This is a genomic window from Halomonas denitrificans, assembly GCF_003056305.1.
Lineage (GTDB): Bacteria > Pseudomonadota > Gammaproteobacteria > Pseudomonadales > Halomonadaceae > Halomonas > Halomonas denitrificans.
Window position 1 is genome coordinate 1,321,769 of sequence record NZ_PYVX01000001.1, and the last position, 21,288, is coordinate 1,343,056.

Below are 21,288 nucleotides of genomic sequence, written 5' to 3' on the forward strand. Positions count from 1 at the left end.
CACGCCTCGCCACGAAAAACGCCCAGCGGCACAGCCGCTGGGCGTTTTTCGTCTCGGGGGCGGGCCGTTGTGGCCTCGCCTGGCCGTCGGCCCTAGAGGTCCATCAGCTCGTCGATGCGATCGACCAGCTTGAAGATGCCGGTCGCCGCCTCGCTGATGCGGGTCGCCAGCATGTAGGCCGGCGTGGTCACCACCCGGTTCTCGAAGTCGAGCACGATGTCCTCCACCCCGCAGCTGCGGTGCAGGCCGCCCATGGCGCTGATCGCGCCGGCGACGCCGGGATCGCTGCCCACGGTCACGGCGATGCCCGGGCCGAGCAGGCGCGGCACCAGCACCGGGCTGATACACATCAGGCCGATCGGCTTGCGCGCCTCGTGGAAGCCGGCCAGCGCCTCGGTCAGCGCCTCGATCACCTGCAGGCCGTCGCCGGCCTCGGCGAAGTCCGAGAGGTTCTTGGCCACGCCGAAGCCGCCGGGCAGGATCACCGCGTCGAACGCCTCGGCATCGAGCTCGTCGAGGGGCGAGATCTCGCCGCGGGCCAGCCGCGCCGACTCGGTCAGCACGTTGCGGGTCTCGCCCTCGACCGGCGTGCCGTGACGATGATCGATGACATGATGCTGGTCGATGTCCGGGGCGAAGCAGCGATAGCCCAGGCCCAGCTGATCGAGGCGCAGCAGCGTCAGGGTGGTCTCGTAGATCTCGGATCCGTCCTGCACCCCGCACCCCGAGAGGATCACCGCCACCTGTTTGCTCATGCCTTTCTCCTTGTAGGTTGGCGCCTGTGAAAGCCAGGCCCTGAAATCGCAAGCTCTCCACTTTAGAGAGTCGGCGGGGGTGCGACAAGGCGCGTCTTTCGACGCCTGTCGACACTGATATACTCGAGGGCAGTCGACCCCATGTCATCGTTTCGTCATCTTGCGCCGCCACCATCGAGCCGTGGCGGCCGAGATCCCCACTTCCGGAGAGACGCCTTGAGCTTCACGACCCCACGCCAGTTCCCGACCGCCCGCCCGCGCCGCATGCGCCGCGACGACTTCTCGCGCCGGCTGATGCGCGAGCACACCCTGACCGCCGCCGACCTGATCTGGCCGGTCTTCGTGCTGGAGGGCGAGGGCCAGCGCGAGGCGGTGACCTCGATGCCCGGCGTGGAGCGCCTCTCCATCGACCTGCTGATCGAGGAGGCCCGCGAGGCCCATGAGCTCGGCATCCCGGCCATCGCGCTCTTCCCGGTGGTCGGCACCGAGCTCAAGAGCGAGCTGGCCGAGGAATCCTTCAACGCCGCGGGCCTGGTGCAGCGCAGCGTGCGGGCCCTCAAGGCGGCGATTCCCGAGCTCGGCGTGATCACCGACGTGGCGCTGGACCCCTACACCAGCCACGGCCAGGACGGGATCCTCGACGAGGCCGGCTATGTGCACAACGACCGCACCGTGGAGACCCTGATCAAGCAGGCCCTCTCCCACGCCGAGGCCGGCGCCGACGTCGTGGCCCCCTCGGACATGATGGACGGGCGCATCGGCGCGATCCGCCGGGTGCTGGAGCAGGAGGCGCTGGTCAACACCCGGATCATGGCCTATAGCGCCAAGTATGCCTCGCGCTACTACGGTCCCTTCCGCGACGCGGTGGGCTCCGCCGGCAACCTGGGCAAGGCGGACAAGACCACCTACCAGATGGATCCGGGCAACGGCGACGAGGCGCTGCACGAGGTGGCCCTGGACCTGGCCGAGGGTGCCGACATGGTGATGATCAAGCCCGGCATGCCCTACCTGGACGTGGTGCGCCGGGTGAAGGACGAGCTGAAGGTGCCCACCTTCGCCTACCAGGTGAGCGGCGAGTACGCCATGCACATGGCCGCCTTCGAGAACGGCTGGCTGGAAGCCGACACGGTCATCCTCGAGTCGCTGCTCTGCTTCAAGCGCGCCGGCGCCGACGGCGTGCTCACCTACTTTGCCAAGCGGGCGGCGCGACTGCTCGCCCGCTAGCCGACGGGAGGGTCGCGCCCCTTCCGCATGACGACAGGGAGCTCCCATGGACGAGACGCGCGACCCCATCCCCCATCAGGACGCGGGACAGACCGTGCCGGGCGGCGAACTGCCCGAGCCCCCCGCCCCGCGCCTGAACCAGACCCGCACCGGCATCAAGCCCAAGGCGCTGCCGGACCCGGAGGCCGACCTCACCGACCCCGGCCTCTACTTCAACCGCGAGCTCTCGCACCTGCAGTTCAACGTCCGGGTGCTCGAACAGGCCCTCGACGAGGCCCACCCGCTGCTCAACCGGCTGATGTTCCTGCTGATCTTCTCGTCGAACATGGACGAGTTCTTCGAGATCCGCGTGGCCGGCCTGAAGCACCAGGTGCTGCTGGGCGACGAGTCCACCGGCGCCGACGGCCGCTCGCCCCGCTCGGTGCTGGCCGAGATCGCCCGCATCGCCCACGAGCAGGTGGCGCGCCAGTACCAGATCCTCAACGAGGTGCTGATTCCGGCCCTGGAGACCCAGCGGCTGCGCTTCCGCCGCCGCGGCGACTGGACCGAGGCCCAGCGCGCCTGGGTGCAGGAGTACTTCGCCGCCGAGATCATCCCGGTGGTCAGCCCCATCGGCCTGGACCCCTCCCACCCCTTCCCGCGGCTGGTCAACAAGAGCCTCAATTTCATCGTCCAGCTCGAGGGCAAGGACGCCTTCGGCCGCGAGGGAGGGCTCGCCATCCTGCCGGCGCCGCGCTCGCTGCCGCGGGTGATCGCCCTGCCCGAGGAGGTCTGCGAGGAGGGCTTCTCCGAGTACGTCTTCCTGTCGTCGATGATCCACGCCCACGCCGAGGAGGTCTTTCCGGGCATGACGGTGCTCGGCTGCTACCAGTTCCGGCTGACCCGCAACGCCGACCTCTCGGTGGACCCCGAGGAGGTCTCGGACCTCGCCTCGGCGCTGCGCGGCGAACTGCTCTCGCGCCGCTACGGCAGCGGGGTGCGCCTGGAGGTGGCCGACAACTGCCCCGACGAGCTCGCCGACTTCCTGCTGCGCCAGTTCCAGCTCGAACCGGCCGACCTCTACCGGGTCGACGGCCCGGTGAACCTGACGCGCATGATGTCGGTGCTCGAGACGGTGGAGCGCCCCGAGCTGCTCTACCGCCCCTTCACGCCGGGGCTGCCCAAGTCGCTGCTCAAGGCCGACAGCCTGCTGGGGGTGATCGCCGAGGGCGACATCCTGCTCCACCACCCCTTCCAGTCCTTCACCCCGGTGGAGCAGATGCTCGGCGAGGCCGCCCGCGACCCCGACGTGCTGGCCATCAAGCAGACCCTCTATCGCACCGGCGCCGACTCCCCCATCGTCAACGCCCTGGTCGAGGCCGCCGGCAACGGCAAGGAGGTCACGGTGGTGATCGAGCTGCGGGCGCGCTTCGACGAGGCCGACAACCTGGCGCTCGCCTCGCGCCTGCAGGAGGCCGGCGCCATCGTCATCTACGGGGTGATGGCCTACAAGACCCACGCCAAGATGATGCACATCGTGCGCCGCGAGCGGGGCCGGCTTCGCCACTACGCCCACCTCGGCACCGGCAACTACCACTCCAAGACCGCCCGGCTCTATACCGACTACAGCCTGCTCACCGCCGACCCGGTGCTCTGTGCCGACGTGCACAAGGTCTTCCAGCAGCTCACCGGCATGGGCCGGGCGCGGCACATCGAGAAGCTGCTCCACGCCCCCTTCACCCTGCACGAGCAGATGGTGGCGAAGATCGACCGCGAGACCGAGCACGCCCGCAAGGGCAAGCGCGCCCACCTGATCATCAAGTGCAACTCGCTGACCGAGCCCAAGCTGATCCAGGCGCTCTACCGCGCTTCCCGGGCCGGCGTCGAGTGCGACCTGATCATCCGCGGCATGTGCTGTCTGCGCCCGGGGCTGCCGGGCATCTCCGAGACCATCCGGGTGCGCTCGGTGATCGGCCGCTTCCTCGAGCACACCCGGGTCTTCCACTTCCACAACGACGGCAAGTCCGAGACCTGGGGCTCCAGCGCCGACTTCATGGCGCGCAACATGTTCCACCGGGTGGAGACCTGCTTCCCGCTGCTCGACAAGAAGCTGGCCGCCCGGGTCCGCAAGGACCTCGAGACCTACCTGGTGGACAACTGCCAGAGCTGGCTGCTCGGCAGCGACGGCCTCTACGTCAAGCAGCAGGCCGGCGGTGCCGCGCCGATCAGCGCCCAGGAGACCCTGCTCTTCGCCTACGCCGCCCGGGCCTGACCCCTCGCGCGCCCTGAACGAGGAAGGCCCCTGCCGATGGCAGGGGCCTTCTCGCGAACGGGGGCGGCGAGGATCAGACCCCGACCGGCCCGCCGTCGCGCTTCTGGATCACCACGGTGGCCGCCCGGGGCCGCACCCGACCGTCGGCGGCCCGGGTCGCGTCCTCGGTCGCCGGCCAGTTGCCCGGGTGCTGGATGTTGATGAACAGCGCCGTGCGATCCGGGGTGGCGAAGATGCCGGTCACCTCGCTGCCGTTGGGGCCCACGGCGAAGCGCTTAAGCGCCTGCTGGTTGCCCGCGTTGACCACCGGGGCGCCGCCCTGTGTCGCGTCCAGGGCGCCGGGCACCACCGCCAGCACCTGGTCGTTGGTGTGCTCGGCGACCCCCTCGTAGCCGTTGTCGGTCTGGATCCAGAGGATGCCGTCGCCCTCCCCGCGCTCGTCGAACCACAGGCCGTCGGGGCTCGCGAACTGGTTGGCCTCGGTCAGCCCGGAGGGGTTGTCGGCATCGTCGGCCGCCGCGCCGAAGACGAACACCTCCCAGTCGAAGCGGCTGGCGTCCTCCGCCTCGCGCCAGCGGATGATCTGGCCGGCGCCGTTGTCGGGACGCGGGTTGGGCGCGTTGACCGGGGCCGTGGCGAAGCCCACGCCGGGCTCGTCGATCGCCTGGCCGTCGCCGGTGAAGGTGGCGTCGGTGCCCTCGGCGGTGCGCTGGCTGTTGTTGGTCAGGGTCATGTAGACCTCGCCGGAGGCCGGGTCCACCGCCCCCCACTCGGGCCGGTCCATGGGCGTCGCCCCCATGAGGTCGGCGGCGTCGCAGGTGTGGATGAGGATGCCCGCCTGGTCGTCGGCGGCGAGCCCCAGCGCCTCGTGGAGGCGGCGGCTGTCGCGGGTCACGGCGTCCGGGGTCAGCGCAAGCCACTCGCCGCGGCCGTCGGCATCGAAGCGCGCCACGTGGAGGGTGCCCTCGTCGAGGTACTTGGCGCCGATGGCCAGGCGATCCATGGGCTCGCCCGGGCGGCTGGCGTCGGCGGGGTCCCAGGCGGCGGCGGAGACGAACTTGTAGATGTACTCGTTGCGGGCGTCGTGACCGGAGTAGAAGACCACCGGGCGGCCCGGGACGAGCTTGCCCGGCCAGCAGCCCTCATGGCGGAATCGCCCCAGGGCGGTACGCTTCACGGCGCGCTCGCCGGTGTAGGGATCGATCTCCACCACGTAGCCGAAGGTGCGCGCCTCGTTGCGGTAGTCCTCGCGGGCGTCGTCCCCGCTGGGGGTAGTGTCGAAGCGCGCGAACTCGCCGTCGCGCTCGGAGGCGTCACCGGCCGCGCTCTCCCAGCCGTAGCGGCCGCGCTCGCGGCCGATCCCCAGGCGCTCGTCGTCCCGTTCCCGGGCCTCGCGGCGGATGAAGTAGTCGGGCCAGTTCTCCTCGCAGGTGAGGTAGGTGCCCCAGGGGGTGTGGCCGCTGGCGCAGTTGTTGTTGGTCCCGCGGGTTAGCCGGCCCTCAGGCGAGAAGCGCGTGCGCACGTAGTCGCTGCCAGCCACCGGGCCGCCGAGCGCCATCACCGAGGCGCTGGTGTAGCGACGGTTGTGGGCGGAGTCCGGCACGTGGCGCCAGCGGCCGTCGGCCTGCTTCTGGAGGTGCACCAGGGTGACGCCATGGGCGTGGATCTCGGTACGCACCTCGTCGGCGGGGCGGCGCCCCTGGTCGGCGGCGGTCGGCCCGCCCTGGGGCGCCCAGAGCGCCGCCTGGTCGATGTACTCGTTGTTGAGCGCGAGCAGGAACTCCCGGGAGCCGCCGTCGCGGTCGAGGGGGAAGTGATACATGCCGTCGTGGTGCATGCCGACGCTTCGGGCCTGGCGCTCGGGGGTCATCACGAGCCCCTCGTGCCACTCGGACGCCTGGCCGTCGAGCGGCGTGCCCCAGGGCACCAGCACCTGGGCGGTATAGCCCTCGGGCACCACCACGGCGTCGCGCTTGGCGCCCTGGACCGCCTCGAAGGCCAGGCTCAGCGGCGTGCGCGTCGCACCGCCCGCCGCCAGCGCCTGGGCGGCGCCGCCGAAGCCGAGCATCGAGGCGGCCGCGAGGCCCAGGCCGCCGCGCATCACGCTGCGCCGCGAGACATGACGCTCGAGAACGGAGGTGAAGGGCTCGTTGCCGCTGGCGTTATGGACGCGATGATCCTCGATTTCCTTGCTCATGCTGCTCTCCTCGTCTGGGGGCGAGGCGCCTCAGGCGCCTTCGGGTCGACGAGTCGAGCCTAGAGCGAGCAGGTGACAGGGCGATGAACCGGCCGCGCCCTAGCCCTTGCGAAAGTCGCCGAGGTCCTCGAGGTCGAGGCCGTCGACGCGCTCGGGCAGCCCCCGCTCGCGCCGGGCGTGGCGCACCACCTCGCGCTCGGCGAGCAGCTCGGCGTCGTCGTCGAGGGTGCGCCCCTCGAGCTCGGAGAGCTGCGCCATGCCCTGGTGGTAGAAGGCCAGCACCGCCAGGGCCGCCTCGTCGCCCTCGCCCATGCCGCGGCGCAGGGCCGGCAGGTAGGCGCTGACCCGCGCCAGGTGGTGCTTGAGGCGCCAGACGTAGCGGATGCCGGCCATCCAGGGGCGCTGGCGCAGCACGGCGAAGACCAGGCTGGTGGCCGCCAGGCCTAGCAGCACGCCCAGGGCGTTGATCAAGAGGCTGCCGCCGAAGGCCGCGACCAGCAGCTGCGAGAAGAGCAGCCCGAAGACGATCAGCTGGCCAGCCATGGCCAGGCCCGTCAGGCGCGAGAGGTGGCGGTAGGTGGCAGGATCGAAGTGTTCGAAGCGAAACGTCATGGGGGACCTGTGCGATGGGAGACGATGCGGCGATTATCCGCACATCGCCTCCCCGGGTACAGGCACGGGGCGCGTCCTGTGCCTACCCGCGCAGGCGCTGCGCCGCGGTCGTCAGCAGGTGCTCGGTGGTCTCCCAGCCGATGCAGGCGTCGGTGACCGAGACCCCGTAGCGCAGCCGTCCCGGCACGAGGGGCTGCTTGCCCTCGTGGAGGTGGCTCTCGATCATCAGCCCCACCAGGGAGGCGTCGCCGGCCTCGCGCTGGGCCAGCACGTCGAGCAGCACCTCGCTCTGGCGGCGGTGGTCCTTGCGAGCATTGGCGTGGCTGCAGTCGACCATGAGCCGCGGCGCGAGGCCGGCGGCCTGGAGGGTGCGGCGCGCCGAGAGGACATGGGCGGCCGAGTAGTTGGGCTCGCCGTGGCCGCCGCGCAGCACCAGGTGGGTGTGGGGGTTGCCGGCGGTCTCGCGGACCATGGGCCGTCCATCCTCGGCCATCGCGAAGTGGCGATGGGGGTGCGCGGCGGACTGCATGGCGTCCAGGGCGACCTGCAGCTCGCCGCCGGTGCCGTTCTTGAAGCCGACCACCGCCTCCAGGCCGCTGGCCACCTCGCGGTGCAGCTGCGACTCGGTGGTGCGGGCCCCGATCGCCACCCAGGCGAGCAGGTCGTCCAGGTAGGGCGCGAGCATCGGCTGCAGGAGCTCGGTGGCCACCGGCAGGCCGAGCGCGGCGATGTCGCGCATCAGCGCGCGGGAGTCGTGCAGGCCGCGGGCCATGTCGCCGCTGCCGTCGAGATCCGGGTCGTAGGCGAGCCCCTTCCAGCCCACGGTGGTGCGCGGCTTCTCGACGTAGACGCGCATCACGAGCAGCAGGCGGTCGGCAACCTTCGGCGCCAGCTCGGCCAGGCGGCGCGCATACGCCAGGGCGGCCTCGGGGTCGTCGATGGAGCAGGGACCGACCACCACCAGCAGGCGGTCGTCGTGGCCGTCGAGGATGGCGCGGATCGCCCGGCGGTGGGTCGCCACCTGCTCGGCGAGGGCGGGGGCGAGGGGCAGCGCCTGGCGCAGCTCGCCGGGGGTGGGCAGCGCGGCGGCGGATGTCGGGACGGCCTGGCGCGAGGCGGGGGTCAGCGAAACGGGGGCGTTCATGGGCATCAACTCCGGGTAGCGATCGTACATCGTGTCTGTCGGGAGCCACCGATCTCGCTACGGCCGGATGTGGCGGAGTGAACCGACCGCAGCTCGCTAAATCGCCAATAGCCGTAATAGCCCACGAAGCCCCGGGTCTGGCGAATGGCGATGGATGCGGTCATGGTCTCTCTCCTTGTCTGTCGTGGTGATGCTCGAATGCCGTGAAACGCAGAACCCCCGGGCGGGGTTGCCGTCCGGGGGTTCTGGGAGGAGGCAACCCGGCGGGCGTGCCTCGTGGCGCTGTCCTTGATGCGGCTCAGGACATGGCCACCGGCACACCGGTGCTAAACCAGTAGCCATACCAGCCCTGGAAGCCCTGCCGCGCCGCCTCGCCGCCCAGGCACTCGCCATCGCGACGCGGGGCGTCGACGAGGGAGCGAAGGGGCGTGGGCGAGGCGAAAGTCATGGTCATCTCCTGAGCGATGTTGCCATCGTGCCGCATCGGGGCGGCCTCGGCAAGGGGCGGCGATCAGCCGGTCGCGAGCTGTACCCAGCCGATGGTCGCCGGCAGCGCGCTCATGCCCACCAGCACCGCCAGGCCCAGGAAGACGGCCAGCAGGCCGCTGTCATCCTTGAAGTTCTCGTCGTGTCCCGCCATGTCGTGATCCTCTTCGGGGTTATCATCAGGGGTGCCCGGCATTCTAGCGAAGATGCCGCCCGCCATCGACTGGCAGGGTGATGCCGGTCACGAAGCGGTTGTCGAGCAGGTAGCGCAGGCTCTGGTAGATCACGCCGGGCCCGGGGATCATCTCCATGGCCGACTTGGCACGGGCCTTCTCGGCATAGGCCTCGTCGTCGCCCTCGTTGAGCATGATCATCGCCGGGGCGATGGCGTTGACCTGGATCGACGGCGCGAACATGGCGGCGAACGACAGCGTCAGGTTATCGAGCCCCGCCTTGGTGGCGGCGTAGGCGGCGTGCTTGCGGGAGCCCTTCTGCACCACGTAGTCAGTCATGTGGACGATGTCGCGCTGGGGCTCGCTGCACGCCTCGAGCAGCGCGCGGGCGTGCAGGTTGATCAGGTAGGGCGCCAGCATGTGCACCCGGAACAGCCGCTCGAAGTTGGCGCCGGCGGCGCCGCCAGAGCTGTCCGGCGCCCAGTCGCTGGCGTTGTGCACGATGGCGCGCAGCGAGGCGGTCTCGGCCTTGAGCCGCGCGAGGAAGTCCATGATGCCCGCCTCGCTCGAGAAGTCCGCGGGCAGGGTGACGATGCCTCGGCTGCGCAGCGCCTCGAGCTCCTCGCGCTCGCGCCGATAGCTGATGATCACCGGGTGGCCGTCGTCGCGCAGGCGCTCGGCGCAGTGGCGCCCCAGGCGCTGGGCCCCGCCGGTGATCAGGATCGGCGATGCGCTCATGAACCGCTCTCCCTCACCAGGCTGCCCGCGGTGGGCACGATGGGATCGCGAGGCGCGTAGGCGAAGACGTCCGAGAAGACCCGCGAGGCCGAGAGCCCTAGCGAGGCCAGCACGTCGACGCAGGCGTAGACCATGCCCGGGGAGCCGGAGACGTAGACGTCGTGGCCGGAGACGTCCTCGAGACCGGTCGCCAGTGCCCGGTCGATGCGGCCGTGGTGGGCCTGGACCCGGGTTCCCTCGATGGCCCGTTCCGGCGCGACCTCGGTGACGGCGTGGAAGCGCACCCCGGCGTGCCCCTCCGCCCACTCCCGGGGCAGGCGCTCCAGGTAGAGGTCGCGGCGCTCGCGGGCCGCCCACCAGAGGTCGATCTCGCGCTCGGGATCCGTGTGCAGCGCCGCCTCGACGATCGCCTTCATCTGCGAGAAGCCGGTGCCGGCGGCGACCAGCAGCAGCGGGCGGGTGCTGTCCGGGTCCAGCACGCAGTCGCCGCCGGGCAGGCGCACGGTCAGCCGCTCGGCGACCTGCATCAGCTCGCGCAGCCGCGCCGAGTTGTCGCGCTCCGGCCAGTGCTGGATGTGCAGCTCGAGGGTGCCGTCGCCGGCGTGGGCGTTGGCGATGGAGAACGGCACCCAGACGTCCTCGGCGAGCTTGAGCTCCAGGTACTGGCCGGGGTCGTGGGCCACGGCCTCGGCGCGGCCCTCGAGCCGGACGCGGAAGACGTCGGGGGTGAGGTCCTCGACCTCGGTGACCAGGCAGGTCAGGGTCCTTAGCGTCATGAATGCCTCGTGTCGTTGTCAGGGGGAAGCGTGATGCCCAGGTCGTTCCAGCGGTCGCTGACGCGGGCCTTGACGGCCTCGTCCATGACGATGGGCGTGCCCCACTCGCGGTCGGTCTCGCCGGGCCACTTGCTGGTCGCGTCGAGGCCCATCTTGGAACCGAGCCCCGCCACGGGGGAGGCGAAATCCAGGTAGTCGATGGGGGTGTTCTCCACCATCACCGTGTCCCGGGCGGGGTCCATGCGGGTGGTGATGGCCCAGATCACGTCCTGCCAGTCCCGGGCGTCGACGTCGTCGTCGAGCACCACCACGAACTTGGTGTACATGAACTGGCGCAGGAAGCTCCACACGCCCATCATCACCCGCTTGGCATGCCCCGGGTACTGCTTCTTCATGGTCACCACCGCCATGCGGTAGGAGCAGCCCTCGGGGGGCAGGTAGAAGTCGACGATCTCGGGGAACTGGCGGCGCAGGATCGGCACGAACACCTCATTGAGCGCCAGCCCCAGGATCGCCGGCTCGTCGGGCGGCCGGCCGGTGTAGGTGGAGTGATAGATGGCGTTCTCGCGCATGGTCATGCGCGTCACCGTGAAGACCGGGAACTGCTCGACCTCGTTGTAGTAGCCGGTATGGTCGCCGTAGGGCCCCTCGTGCGCCATGTCGTCGGGGTAGATGAAGCCCTCGAGGATGATCTCGGCGGAGGCCGGCACCTGCAGGTCGGCGTGGCCGCACTTGACGAGCTCGGTGCGCGAGCCGCGCAGCAGCCCGGCGAAGGCGTACTCGGAGAGGCTGTCCGGCACCGGCGTCACGGCGCCGAGGATGGTGGCCGGATCGGCGCCCAGCGCCACCGCCACCGGGAAGGGCTCGCCGGGGTGCGCCTTCTGGAACTCCTGGAAGTCGAGCGCCCCGCCGCGATGGGAGAGCCAGCGCATGATCAGCCGGTTCCTGCCGAGCTTCTGCTGGCGGTAGATGCCGAGGTTCTGGCGGGCCTTATGAGGCCCCTTGGTGATCACCAGCGGCCAGGTGACCAGCGGCGCGGCGTCGCCCGGCCAGCAGTGCTGGATCGGCAGGCGGTCGAGGTCGACCTCGTCGCCCTCGTAGACGAGCGCCTGGACCGGGGCCCGGCGCACCGTCTTGGGCCCCATGCTCATCACCTGCTTGAAGATCGGCAGCTTGCTCCAGGCGTCGCGGAAGCCCTTGGGCGGCTCCGGCTCCTTGAGGAAGGCGAGCAGCTCGCCCACCTCGCGCAGCGCGGCGACCGAGTCCTGGCCCATGCCCATGGCCACCCGCTTCGGCGTGCCGAAGAGGTTGCCGAGCAGCGGCATGTCGTGCCCCTTGACGTTCTCGAACAGCAGGGCCGGCCCGCCGGCCCGCAGGGTGCGATCGCAGATCTCAGTGATCTCGAGGTAGGGGTCCACCTCGGCGGTGACGCGCGTGAGCTCGCCCTGCTCCTCGAGCACCGCGATGAACTCGCGAAGGTCCTGGTACTTCATTAGGATATCCGGCTCCAAAACGAGGAAGGGGCAGCATAGCATGCTGCCCCTTCCCGATACCGCCCGAGCCGTTGCTCCGGGCGACCTCAGCGGCGCTTCATGGCCTCGAAGAACTCCAGGTTGGTCTTGGTGTCCTTCAGGCGGTCGATCAGGAACTCGGTGGCGGCCGTGTCCTCCATGGGATTGAGCAGCTTGCGCAGGATCCACATGCGCTGCATCTCGTCCTCGGAGGCGATCAGGTCCTCGCGGCGGGTGCCGCTGCGGCGGATGTTCATCGCCGGGTAGACGCGACGCTCGGCCAGCTTGCGGTCGAGGTGGGCCTCCATGTTGCCGGTGCCCTTGAACTCCTCGAAGATCACCTCGTCCATCTTGGAGCCGGTGTCGACCAGCGCCGTGGCGATGATGGTCAGGCTGCCGCCCTCCTCGATGTTGCGCGCCGCGCCGAAGAAGCGCTTGGGCTTCTCCAGGGCGTGGGCGTCGACACCGCCGGTCAGCACCTTGCCGGAGCTCGGCACCACGGTGTTGTAGGCGCGCGCCAGGCGGGTGATGGAATCGAGCAGGATCACCACGTCCTTCTTGTGCTCGACCAGGCGCTTGGCCTTCTCGATGACCATCTCGGCGACCTGCACGTGACGGGCCGGCGGCTCGTCGAAGGTCGAGGCCACCACCTCGCCGCGCACCGTGCGCGACATCTCCGTCACCTCCTCGGGGCGCTCGTCGATCAGCAGCACGATCAGGTGGCACTCGGGATTGTTGCGGGTGATGGAGGTGGCGATGTTCTGCAGCATCAGGGTCTTGCCCGCCTTGGGCGGGGAGACCAGCAGGCCGCGCTGGCCCTTGCCGATGGGCGCGGTGAGGTCGATGATGCGGGCGGTGAGATCCTCGGTGGAGCCGTTGCCGATCTCCATGCGCAGCCGCTCCTGGGGGAACAGCGGCGTGAGGTTCTCGAAGAGGATCTTGTGCTTGGCATTCTCCGGCTTGTCGAAGTTGATCTCGCTGACCTTCAACAGCGCGAAATAGCGCTCCCCCTCCTTCGGCGGACGAATCTTGCCGGAAATGGAGTCGCCCTTGCGCAGGTTGAAGCGGCGAATCTGCGACGGCGAGACGTAGATGTCGTCGGGGCCGGCCAGGTAGGAGCTGTCGGCGCTGCGCAGGAAGCCGAATCCGTCCTGCAGGATCTCCAGCACGCCATCACCGTAGATCGGCTCACCGCTCTTGGCATGCTTCTTGAGGATGGCGAAGATGATGTCCTGCTTGCGGGAGCGCGCCAGGTTGTCGATGCCCATCTCGCGGGCCATCTCCAGAAGCTCCGGCACTGGCTTTTGCTTGAGTTCGGTAAGATTCATCGGTGTGTTCAGAATTTGCTCGTGGAAGCCGGGCGGCAGTGCGCCGTGAGGAAAGACAGGAGGCGAGACGATGACGCCCTGTGGATGCGTTCAGAGCCCGGACAGGCTACCTCTCGTCGTGCAGCATCGAATGGCCTGGGCGGGCAGCCGCCATCAGGAGGGGGTGCCGGGCCGATATCGGAAGCGAGGAAGCAGGTTCGTTTTCGCCTGATCAGCGATGCCGGGCGCGAAGCCGGGATCGCAGGCTGAAGCAGTGGGCTGTCTGACGACTTGGAAACTGACCGCGACGGGAACGCCGTGAGACGGTCGTGAAGCATTCGGAACAGGCGAACGCCTCGATATTAGTCAAGGGCGCCAGCAAACGCAAGCCTTGCCGCGCCGCCCGCCGCGGGACAATTGACAACGCTCGATGCCACCCGCAACCTCCTTTCCGATCACCCATCAGGACTCGCCATGACAGTGCCAACGGACCGGTTCTCCGCCGCCGCGAGCGACCCCGCGATCGCCGCCGAGCCCCGCCGCCTCGCCGCCATCGACCTCGGCTCGAACAGCTTTCACCTGCTGGTCGCCAACTACCAGGACGACCGGCTGCAGGTGGTCGCTCGGCTCGGCGAGAAGGTGCAGCTGGCCGCCGGGCTCGACGAGGAGGGCGTGCTGCGCGAGGACGCCATGGCCCGGGCGCTGGACTGCCTGGCCCGCTTCGCCCCCTTCCTCGAGGGCATCGCCCGCCGCGACCTGCGCGTGGTCGGCACCAACGCCCTGCGCGATGCGCGCAACAGCCAGGCGCTGATCGAGCGCGCCGAGGCGCTGCTGGGCACCCGCATCGAGATCATCGCCGGCCGCGAGGAGGCGCGCCTGATCTACCTGGGCGCGGCCCATGCGGTGGCCGAGGACGGCCGCCGGCTGATCGTCGACATCGGCGGCGGCTCCACGGAGTTCATCATCGGCGAGCACTTCGAGCCGCTGGCCCTGGAGAGTCTGCGGATGGGCTGCGTGACCTTCACCCAGCGCTTCTTCGACACCGGCGAGCTCAGCGAGAAGCGCATGCGCCGCGCCGAGCTCGCCGCCCTCTCGGAGCTGGCCAACATCCGGCGCCCCTACCAGCGCCTGGGCTGGAGCGACCCGGTGGGCTCCAGCGGCACCATCAAGGCCGCCGCCGCGGTGATCGCGGCGGCCGGCCAGGGGCCCGAGGGGGTGATCACCCGCCAGGGCCTTCAGGACCTGCGCCGTCAGCTGATCAAGTGCAAGCACCTGGATCGGGTCGCCCTGCCCGGGCTCAAGGCCGACCGCTCGCGGATCTTTCCCGCGGGGATCGCGATCCTCGGCGCCATCTTCGAGGCCTTCGACCTGGCGCAGATGCGCTACGCCGACGGCGCCCTGCGCGAGGGCGTGCTCTACGACATGGTGGGCCGCCGCAGCCCCGAGGATTCGCGGCTCAAGACCCTGGACGGCCTGGCCCGCAACTACCGGGTGGACTCGCGCCAGGCGGAGCACGTGGCCGCCACGGCCCTGGCGCTCGGCGAGCAGGTGCGCGAGGCCTGGGCGCTGGACGACGACGAGATGCGCTTCCTCGAGTGGGGGAGTCGGCTCCACGAGATCGGCCTGGCCATCTCCCACAGCCAGTTCCACCGTCACGGCGCCTACCTGCTGGAGCACTCCGACCTGGCCGGCTTCTCGCGCCCGGAGCAGCGGCTGCTGGCCTTCCTGGTGCGCGCCCACCGGCGCAAGTTCCCGGTCAAGGAGTGGCAGGCGCTGCCGGGAAGCGAGCAGCGTTCCCATGCCCGGCTGGCCCGTCTGCTGCGCCTGGCCGTGCTGATCAACCACTCCCGGCCCGAGCAGCCTCCCGAGGTGCCGCGCCTCGCGGCCGACGGCGAGGCGCTGCACCTGAGCCTCGCCGGCGAGGAGGACCCGGCCCTGCTGCTCAACGACCTGGAGCAGGAGGTCGACTACCAGGCGACCGCCGGCTTCACGCTGACGCTGTCACGCGACTGACCACCCCTCGGCCAGGGTCCGCCAGCGGGCCCCCTGCGGTTCCAGCACCGCCACCGCCGCCTCGCCGTGATGGACCACCAGCAGCCGCCCGCGCTCCCAGGGCGGCACGCCGAGCTCCTGCAGCAGCCGCTTGAGATCGCGCCGGCCGCGCCCGGCGAGCCGCAGCCGCTCCCCGCCCATGCGCGGCATCACCCGCAGGCTAACCGGCGCGCCGTCGTCCCGACGCAGCGTCACCCGCCACGCCCCCCAGGGCGTGACGAGCGGCGCCTGCCCGTCCCACGCCACCGGCCATCCGCTCCCGCCATCGTCCGACGCCGCCTCGACGGGACGCATCAGGTGGAGCCGGCCCCGCCAGACCCGCGCCTCGGCGCCGGGCCAGGCCACCCGCACCTCGCCGTCCATGCGCGCCTCGAGCTGATCGAGCAGCGTCTCGAGGCGCCGGGCGGGCGGGGTCGAGAGGCCCAGGCGCTGGCAGGCGTGGCGGATCAGCAGCCGGCGGCGGGGCGCGGAGAGCGCCTGGAGCTCGACCACCGGCAGGCGGGCGGGATCACCGCCGAGGCGCTCGAGATCCAGCGCGGCGAGCTCGTCGAGCAGGCCGTCGGCCTCGCCGGCCAGCGCCGCGCTGCGCGCGAGACGCCGGCTGGCCACGGGCCAGCGGGTCTCGAGCAGCGGCAGCACGCGGCGGCGCAGGAAGTTGCGATCCAGGGACTCGTCCGCGTTGCTGGGATCCTCCACCCAGACGAGCCCGCGGCGCGCCGCCTCGGCCTCGAGGGCGGCCCGCGACGCGCCGAGCAGCGGACGCGCGAGGCACCTCCCCTGCCCGTCGCGCCCCGCCGGCATGGCGGCCAGGCCGCGCACGCCGCTGCCGCGCAGGGCGGCCAGCAGCAGGGTCTCGGCCTGGTCGTCGGCGTGCTGGGCCAGCCACAGGGTGTCGCCCGGCGCCAGGCGCCGGGCGAAGGCGGCGTAGCGCGCCTCCCGGGCGGCGCCCTCCATGCCCCGCCCGGCAGTCAGGTCGACGTCGACGCGCTCGACCCACAGCGGCACGCCGAGCCGCGAGGCGAGCCGCCGGCAGTGGCGTTCGAAGCCGTCGGCGGCGGCCTGCAGGCCGTGATGGACGTGCAGGGCGCGCAGCGGCCGGGGATGGCGCCGGCAGGCGTCGGCCGCCAGGGTCAGCAGCAGCGAGGAGTCCAGGCCGCCCGACAGGGCGATCCAGACGCAACGCCCCGGCGGGGTCCCCGCCAGGGCGTCGTCGATCGTGGACTGCAGCGCGCCTGAATCGCGCATCCGGCGCTTACACCGGAGCGCCGTAGCTCATCAGGCGCTCGTAGCGGCGCTCGAGCAGGCTGTCCATGTCCATCGCCTCGAGGCGATCGAGGCTCGCCAGCAGCGAGGCCTTGATGCGCTCGGCGGTGGTCACCGGGTGGCGGTGGGCGCCGCCGAGCGGCTCCGCGATCAGGGTATCGACCAGGCCCAGCTCCTTGAGGCGCTCGGCGGTGATGCCCATGGCCTGGGCCGCGTCGGGGGCCTTCTCGGCGCTCTTCCAGAGGATCGAGGCGCAGCCCTCGGGGGAGATCACCGAGTAGGTGGAGTACTGCAGCATGGCGAGCTCGTCGCAGACCCCGATGGCCAGCGCCCCGCCGGAGCCGCCCTCGCCCACCACGGTGGCCAAGATCGGCGTCTTGAGGCGCGACATCACGCCGAGGTTGTAGGCGATCGCCTCGGACTGGCCGCGCTCCTCGGCGTCGATGCCGGGATAGGCGCCGGGGGTGTCGATGAAGGTCAGCACCGGCATCTTGAAGCGCTCGGCCATCTCCATCAGCCGGCACGCCTTGCGGTAGCCCTCGGGGCGCGGCATGCCGAAGTTGCGCCGTACCTTCTCCTTCACGTCGCGGCCCTTCTGGTGGCCGATCACCATCACCGGCTTGTCGTCCAGCCGCGCGATCCCGCCGACGATGGCGGCATCGTCGGCGAAGTGGCGATCGCCGTGGAGCTCGTCGAAGTCGGTGAAGACGTGCTCGAGGTAGTCCAGGGTGTAGGGCCGCTGGGGATGACGCGAGAGCTGGGAGACCTGCCAGGGGGAGAGGTCCTTGAAGATGGACTCGGTGAGCTTGCGACTCTTCTCCTCGAGGCGGCCGATCTCGTCGCTGAGATTGACCTGGCTGTCGTTGCCGACCAGCCGCAGCTCCTCGATCTTGGCCTGGAGCTCGGCAATGGGCTGTTCGAAATCGAGATAGTTGGGGTTCATTGGCCAGACGCCTTGTCGAGTTTCATCGCCCGTCCCGCGCGGGAGGGCGATGTCAAAAAAATGCGCGTGGCGAGCATTATCGCACCCTCAACGCAAGGCGCAAGGCGACACGAGCGCAGCGATTTTTCGGTGGCACGAGACGTCGCCGGGGCCAGGCCTTCAAGGAGGCGCTGTGAATACTTCCCTGTACGCTACCGGCGCCATCCCTGGCGCAGGACCTCCTTGACGACCTACCCCGGCGCCTCACGCACGATGCCGCTTACCGGAGGGGCTCGACCGGCTCGCTCCCGATTTCATCTCTGCTCAGCGGTACTTCAGCCGCACGCCGTTCTGCCCCTGCACCTCGCGCAGGCCCGTGAGCAGCTCGTCGGAGGGGGTGACCCGCCACGCCTCGGCGAGCTCCAGCCAGCCCGAGGCCTCGGCGTTGCGATACTTGAGGCGCACCGGCAGGCCCGCCTCGTCGCAGTAGGGCGCGAGGCTCGCGCGCAGGCTGTCCACCAGGCGGCCGTTGAGGCGCTCGCCGTCCAGGGAGAGCTCCACCGCCTGGCCGAAGCGGCTGCGCGCCTCGACCATGGGGGTGACCTCCTTGCCCCGCAGGCGCAGCCCGCCGGAGTAGTCGTCGCTGGAGACCTCGCCCTCGACGATCATCACCTGGTCGGCCTCCAGCCGCCCGCGCAGCTGGTCGAAGAGCTCGCCGAACAGCGACGCCTCGATGCGCCCGGTGCGATCGTCCAGGGTGAGGAAGGCCATGGTGTCGCCGCGCCTGGACTTCATGGTGCGCACCCCGACCACCAGCCCGGCCACCCGCTGGGGCTCCCGCGACGGCTTGAGGTCGCTGATGCGAGTGGAGACGAAGCGCGCGAGCTCCTGCTCGTACTCGTCGATGGGGTGCCCGGTGAGGTAGAGCCCCAGGGTGTCCTTCTCGCCGGCCAGGCGCTCCTTGTCGGTCCACTCCCGGGCCTGGCGATAGTCGGCGTAGGCGTCCTGCTCGCCCTCGTCCGGCAGGGCGAAGGCCTCGCCGAACATGTCCATCATGCCGAGGTTCTGGTTGGTCTGGTTCTGGGCCGCGGCCTTGAGGGCGTCCTCCAGCGCCGCGGTGAGCACCGCCCGGCTCGGCCCCAGAGTGTCCAGCGCCCCGGAGCGGATCAGCGCCTCCAGGGTGCGCTTGTTCATGCGCTTGGGATCGACCCGCTTGCAGAAGTCGAAGAGGTCCGTGAAGGGGCCGTCCGCCTCGCGGGCCTCGACGATGGCGCCGATGGGCCCCTCGCCGACGCCGCGGATCGCGCCCAGGCCGTAGACCACCCTCGCCTGCTCGTCGACGGTGAACTTGTAGCCGCCGACGTTGACGTCCGGCGGGGTCACCGTGAGCCCGAGGTGGCGACACTCCTCGATCAGCGGCACCACCTTGTCGAGGTTGTCCATCTCGGTGGACATCACCGCGGCCATGAAGGGCCCCGGGTAGTGCGCCTTGAGCCAGGCGGTCTGGTAGGAGACCAGCGCGTAGGCCGCCGAGTGCGACTTGTTGAAGCCGTAGCCGGCGAACTTCTCCACCAGGTCGAAGATGTTGCCGGCGAGGTCCTTGTCGATGCCGTTGGCCGCGCAGCCCTCCATGAAGCCGGCGCGCTGCTTGGCCATCTCCTCGGGCTTCTTCTTGCCCATGGCGCGGCGCAGCATGTCGGCCTGGCCCAAGCTGTAGCCGGCCATCACCTGGGCGATCTGCATCACCTGCTCCTGGTAGAGGATGATGCCGTAGGTGGGCCCGAGCACCGGTTTCAGGAGCTCGTGCTGGTAGTCCGGGTGGGGATAGGAGATCTCCGCCCGGCCGTGCTTGCGGTTGATGAAGTCGTCGACCATGCCCGACTGCAGCGGACCGGGACGGAAGAGCGCCACCAGGGCGATCATGTCCTCCAGGGAGTCGGGCAGCAGGCGCTTGATCAGCTCCTTCATGCCGCGGGATTCGAGCTGGAAGACCGCCGTGGTCTCGGCCTTCTTGAGCATCTCGAAGGTCGGGGCGTCGTCGAGCGGGATGGTGTCGATGTTAAGCGGCCCCTGCCCCTCGACGGCGCGCACCTTGTCGACCATCTCCAGCGCCCAGTCGATGATGGTCAGGGTGCGCAGGCCCAGGAAGTCGAACTTGACCAGGCCCGCGTCCTCGATGTCGTTCTTGTCGAACTGCACCACCAGCCCGTTGCCCTCCTCGTCGCAGAGCAGCGGCGAGAAGTCGGTGAGCTTGGTCGGCGCGATCACCACGCCGCCGGCGTGCTTGCCGGTGCCGCGGGTGATGCCCTCGAGCTTCAGGGCCATCTCCCAGATCTCGGCGGCCTCGTCGTCGGCCTCGAGGAACTCCTTGAGCGCCGGTTCGGCCTCCAGCGCCTTGGCCAGCGTCATGCCGACCTCGAAGGGGATCAGCTTGGAGAGCTTGTCGCCCAGCGAGTAGGGCTTGCCCTGGGCGCGGGCCACGTCGCGCACCACCGCCTTGGCGGCCATGGTGCCGAAGGTGACGATCTGCGATACGGCGTCGCGGCCGTAGCGGTCGGCGACGTAGTCGATGACCCGGTCGCGCTTCTCCATGCAGAAGTCGACGTCGAAGTCGGGCATCGAGACCCGCTCGGGGTTCAGGAAGCGCTCGAAGAGCAGGTCATAGCCGATGGGGTCGAGGTCGGTGATCTTCTGCGCGTAGGCCACCAGCGAGCCGGCACCGGAGCCACGCCCCGGCCCCACCGGGACGTCGTTGTCCTTGGCCCACTGGATGAAGTCCATCACGATCAGGAAGTAGCCGGGGAAGCCCATCTGGATGATGATGTCGAGCTCGAAGTCGAGGCGCGCGCGGTAGCGGGCGTCGATCTCGGCATACTCCTGGCCGTCCCGGGGGTAGCGCTCGACCGGGTAGAGGAAGTCCAGGCGCTCGGTGAGGCCGTCGTGGGAGACCTTGCGGAAGAACTCGTCCTGGGTCAGCCCGTCGGGGATCTCGAACTCGGGCAGGAAGATCTCGCCCAGGCGCACGTCGACGTTGCAGCGTGCCGCGATCATCACGCTGTTCTCGATCGCCTCGGGGATGTCGGCGAACAGCTCGGCCATCTCCTCGGGGCTCTTGAGGTACTGCTCCTCGGTGTAGCGGCGCTCGCGGCGCTTGTCGTCCAGCGCCTTGCCCTCTCCGATGGCGACCCGGGTCTCGTGGGCCCAGAAGTCCTCGCGCTCGAGGAAGCGCACGTCGTTGGTGGCCACCACCGGGGTGCCGGTCTCGATGGCGAGCTCCACCGAGAGGTGCACGCACTCCTCCTCCAGCGGCCGGCCGGTGCGGGTCAGCTCCAGATAGAAGCACCCCGGGAAGGCGGCGTTCCACTCGTCGAGCAGCTCGCGGGCCTCGGCGTAATGGTCGCTCAACAGGTGACGCCCGATCTCCCCCTCCCGGCCGCCGGAGAGCGCGATCAGCCCCTCGCTCTGTTCGAGCACCCAGGCCTTGTCGAGCAGCGCCTGGCCGTGGCGCTGGCCGTGCATCCAGCCCCGGGAGATCAGCTCGGTGAGGTTGCGATAGCCGGTGTTGTCCATGGCCAGCAGGGTCAGGCGATAGGGGTGCGCCTCGTCGTGGGGATTGGCGAGCCACAGGTCGCTGCCGATGATCGGCTTGAGCCCGGCGCCCTGGGCGCCCGTGTAGAACTTGACCAGGGCGAAGAGATTCGCCTCGTCGGTCAGCGTCACGGCCGGCAGGTCCTGGGCCACGGCGGCCTTGATCAGCGGCTTGAGACGCACCAGGCCGTCGACCAAGGAGAATTCGCTGTGGACGCGGAGATGAACGAAGGGCGTGGTCATGGCGGGCTCGGGCTTGGGTGATGAATGAATCAGCGAAAGAACGACG

16 protein-coding genes are annotated in these 21,288 nt (G+C 70.1%); 3 read left to right on the forward strand and 13 right to left on the reverse strand.

Going from position 1 to position 21,288, the window contains the following annotated elements; translation table 11 throughout:
- Positions 1-92: 92 nt before the first annotated feature.
- Positions 93-755, reverse strand: coding sequence for an isoprenoid biosynthesis glyoxalase ElbB (elbB, locus tag C9F13_RS05955; protein ID WP_108445255.1), 663 nt, complete (start codon positions 753-755; stop codon positions 93-95).
- A 216-nt stretch (positions 756-971) separates the two neighbouring features.
- Between elbB and hemB the strand changes: the two genes are divergently transcribed.
- A complete protein-coding gene (hemB, locus tag C9F13_RS05960; RefSeq protein ID WP_108445256.1) occupies positions 972-1,979 on the forward strand; it encodes a porphobilinogen synthase in 1,008 nt (335 codons plus the stop codon).
- A gap of 46 nt (positions 1,980-2,025) precedes the next feature.
- A complete protein-coding gene (ppk1, locus tag C9F13_RS05965; protein ID WP_108445257.1) occupies positions 2,026-4,230 on the forward strand; it encodes a polyphosphate kinase 1 in 2,205 nt (734 codons plus the stop codon).
- 73 nt (positions 4,231-4,303) lie between these two features.
- Here the strand turns inward: ppk1 and C9F13_RS05970 are convergent, their stop codons facing one another.
- From C9F13_RS05970 to rho, 9 genes are all read right to left on the reverse strand, one after another.
- On the reverse strand, positions 4,304-6,427 hold the full coding sequence (locus C9F13_RS05970) for a PhoX family protein (RefSeq protein ID WP_108445258.1): 2,124 nt from the start codon (positions 6,425-6,427) through the stop codon (positions 4,304-4,306).
- Between the two features lie 99 nt (positions 6,428-6,526).
- The gene (locus C9F13_RS05975) at positions 6,527-7,039 is read right to left on the reverse strand and encodes a DUF3087 family protein (RefSeq protein WP_108445259.1); all 513 of its coding nucleotides are present in this window, start codon (positions 7,037-7,039) and stop codon (positions 6,527-6,529) included.
- Positions 7,040-7,121: 82 nt separating this feature from the next.
- Positions 7,122-8,183, reverse strand: a complete 1,062-nt coding sequence (locus C9F13_RS05980) for a 3-deoxy-7-phosphoheptulonate synthase (RefSeq protein ID WP_108445260.1) — start codon at positions 8,181-8,183, stop codon at positions 7,122-7,124.
- 298 nt (positions 8,184-8,481) lie between these two features.
- Positions 8,482-8,631, reverse strand: a complete 150-nt coding sequence (locus C9F13_RS05985; RefSeq protein WP_157955172.1) for a hypothetical protein — start codon at positions 8,629-8,631, stop codon at positions 8,482-8,484.
- A 63-nt stretch (positions 8,632-8,694) separates the two neighbouring features.
- A complete protein-coding gene (locus tag C9F13_RS17770) occupies positions 8,695-8,823 on the reverse strand; it encodes a hypothetical protein (RefSeq protein WP_263591145.1) in 129 nt (42 codons plus the stop codon).
- A gap of 43 nt (positions 8,824-8,866) precedes the next feature.
- Positions 8,867-9,580: a dihydromonapterin reductase gene (gene folM, locus C9F13_RS05990; protein WP_108445262.1), complete on the reverse strand. Its 714-nt coding sequence runs from the start codon at positions 9,578-9,580 to the stop codon at positions 8,867-8,869.
- Complete coding sequence (locus tag C9F13_RS05995; protein ID WP_108445263.1) at positions 9,577-10,356, reverse strand: NAD(P)H-flavin reductase; 780 nt, start codon at positions 10,354-10,356, stop codon at positions 9,577-9,579. The genes folM and C9F13_RS05995 overlap by 4 nt, the downstream gene beginning before the upstream one ends.
- A complete protein-coding gene (gene ubiD / locus C9F13_RS06000) occupies positions 10,353-11,849 on the reverse strand; it encodes a 4-hydroxy-3-polyprenylbenzoate decarboxylase (RefSeq protein WP_108445264.1) in 1,497 nt (498 codons plus the stop codon). Before ubiD ends, C9F13_RS05995 begins: the two co-directional genes overlap by 4 nt.
- A gap of 86 nt (positions 11,850-11,935) precedes the next feature.
- Positions 11,936-13,195 (reverse strand): transcription termination factor Rho, encoded by a 1,260-nt coding sequence (gene rho / locus C9F13_RS06005; RefSeq protein ID WP_108445265.1) that lies wholly within the window; start codon positions 13,193-13,195, stop codon positions 11,936-11,938.
- Positions 13,196-13,648: 453 nt separating this feature from the next.
- Here rho and ppx point away from each other — a divergent pair, with 453 nt between their 5' ends.
- Positions 13,649-15,187 carry an exopolyphosphatase gene (gene ppx / locus C9F13_RS06010; protein ID WP_108445266.1) on the forward strand — a complete coding sequence of 513 codons (1,539 nt, stop codon included), beginning with the start codon at positions 13,649-13,651 and terminating at the stop codon, positions 15,185-15,187.
- Here ppx and tilS read toward each other — a convergent pair.
- The 3 genes from tilS to dnaE form a co-directional block, all read right to left on the reverse strand.
- On the reverse strand, positions 15,176-16,471 hold the full coding sequence (gene tilS, locus C9F13_RS06015; protein WP_108445267.1) for a tRNA lysidine(34) synthetase TilS: 1,296 nt from the start codon (positions 16,469-16,471) through the stop codon (positions 15,176-15,178). The two genes, ppx and tilS, sit on opposite strands and share 12 nt — an antisense overlap.
- A gap of 7 nt (positions 16,472-16,478) precedes the next feature.
- Positions 16,479-17,432, reverse strand: coding sequence for an acetyl-CoA carboxylase carboxyl transferase subunit alpha (accA, locus tag C9F13_RS06020; RefSeq protein ID WP_108445268.1), 954 nt, complete (start codon positions 17,430-17,432; stop codon positions 16,479-16,481).
- 303 nt (positions 17,433-17,735) lie between these two features.
- Positions 17,736-21,242 carry a DNA polymerase III subunit alpha gene (dnaE, locus tag C9F13_RS06025; RefSeq protein WP_108445269.1) on the reverse strand — a complete coding sequence of 1,169 codons (3,507 nt, stop codon included), beginning with the start codon at positions 21,240-21,242 and terminating at the stop codon, positions 17,736-17,738.
- Positions 21,243-21,288: the final 46 nt, after the last annotated feature.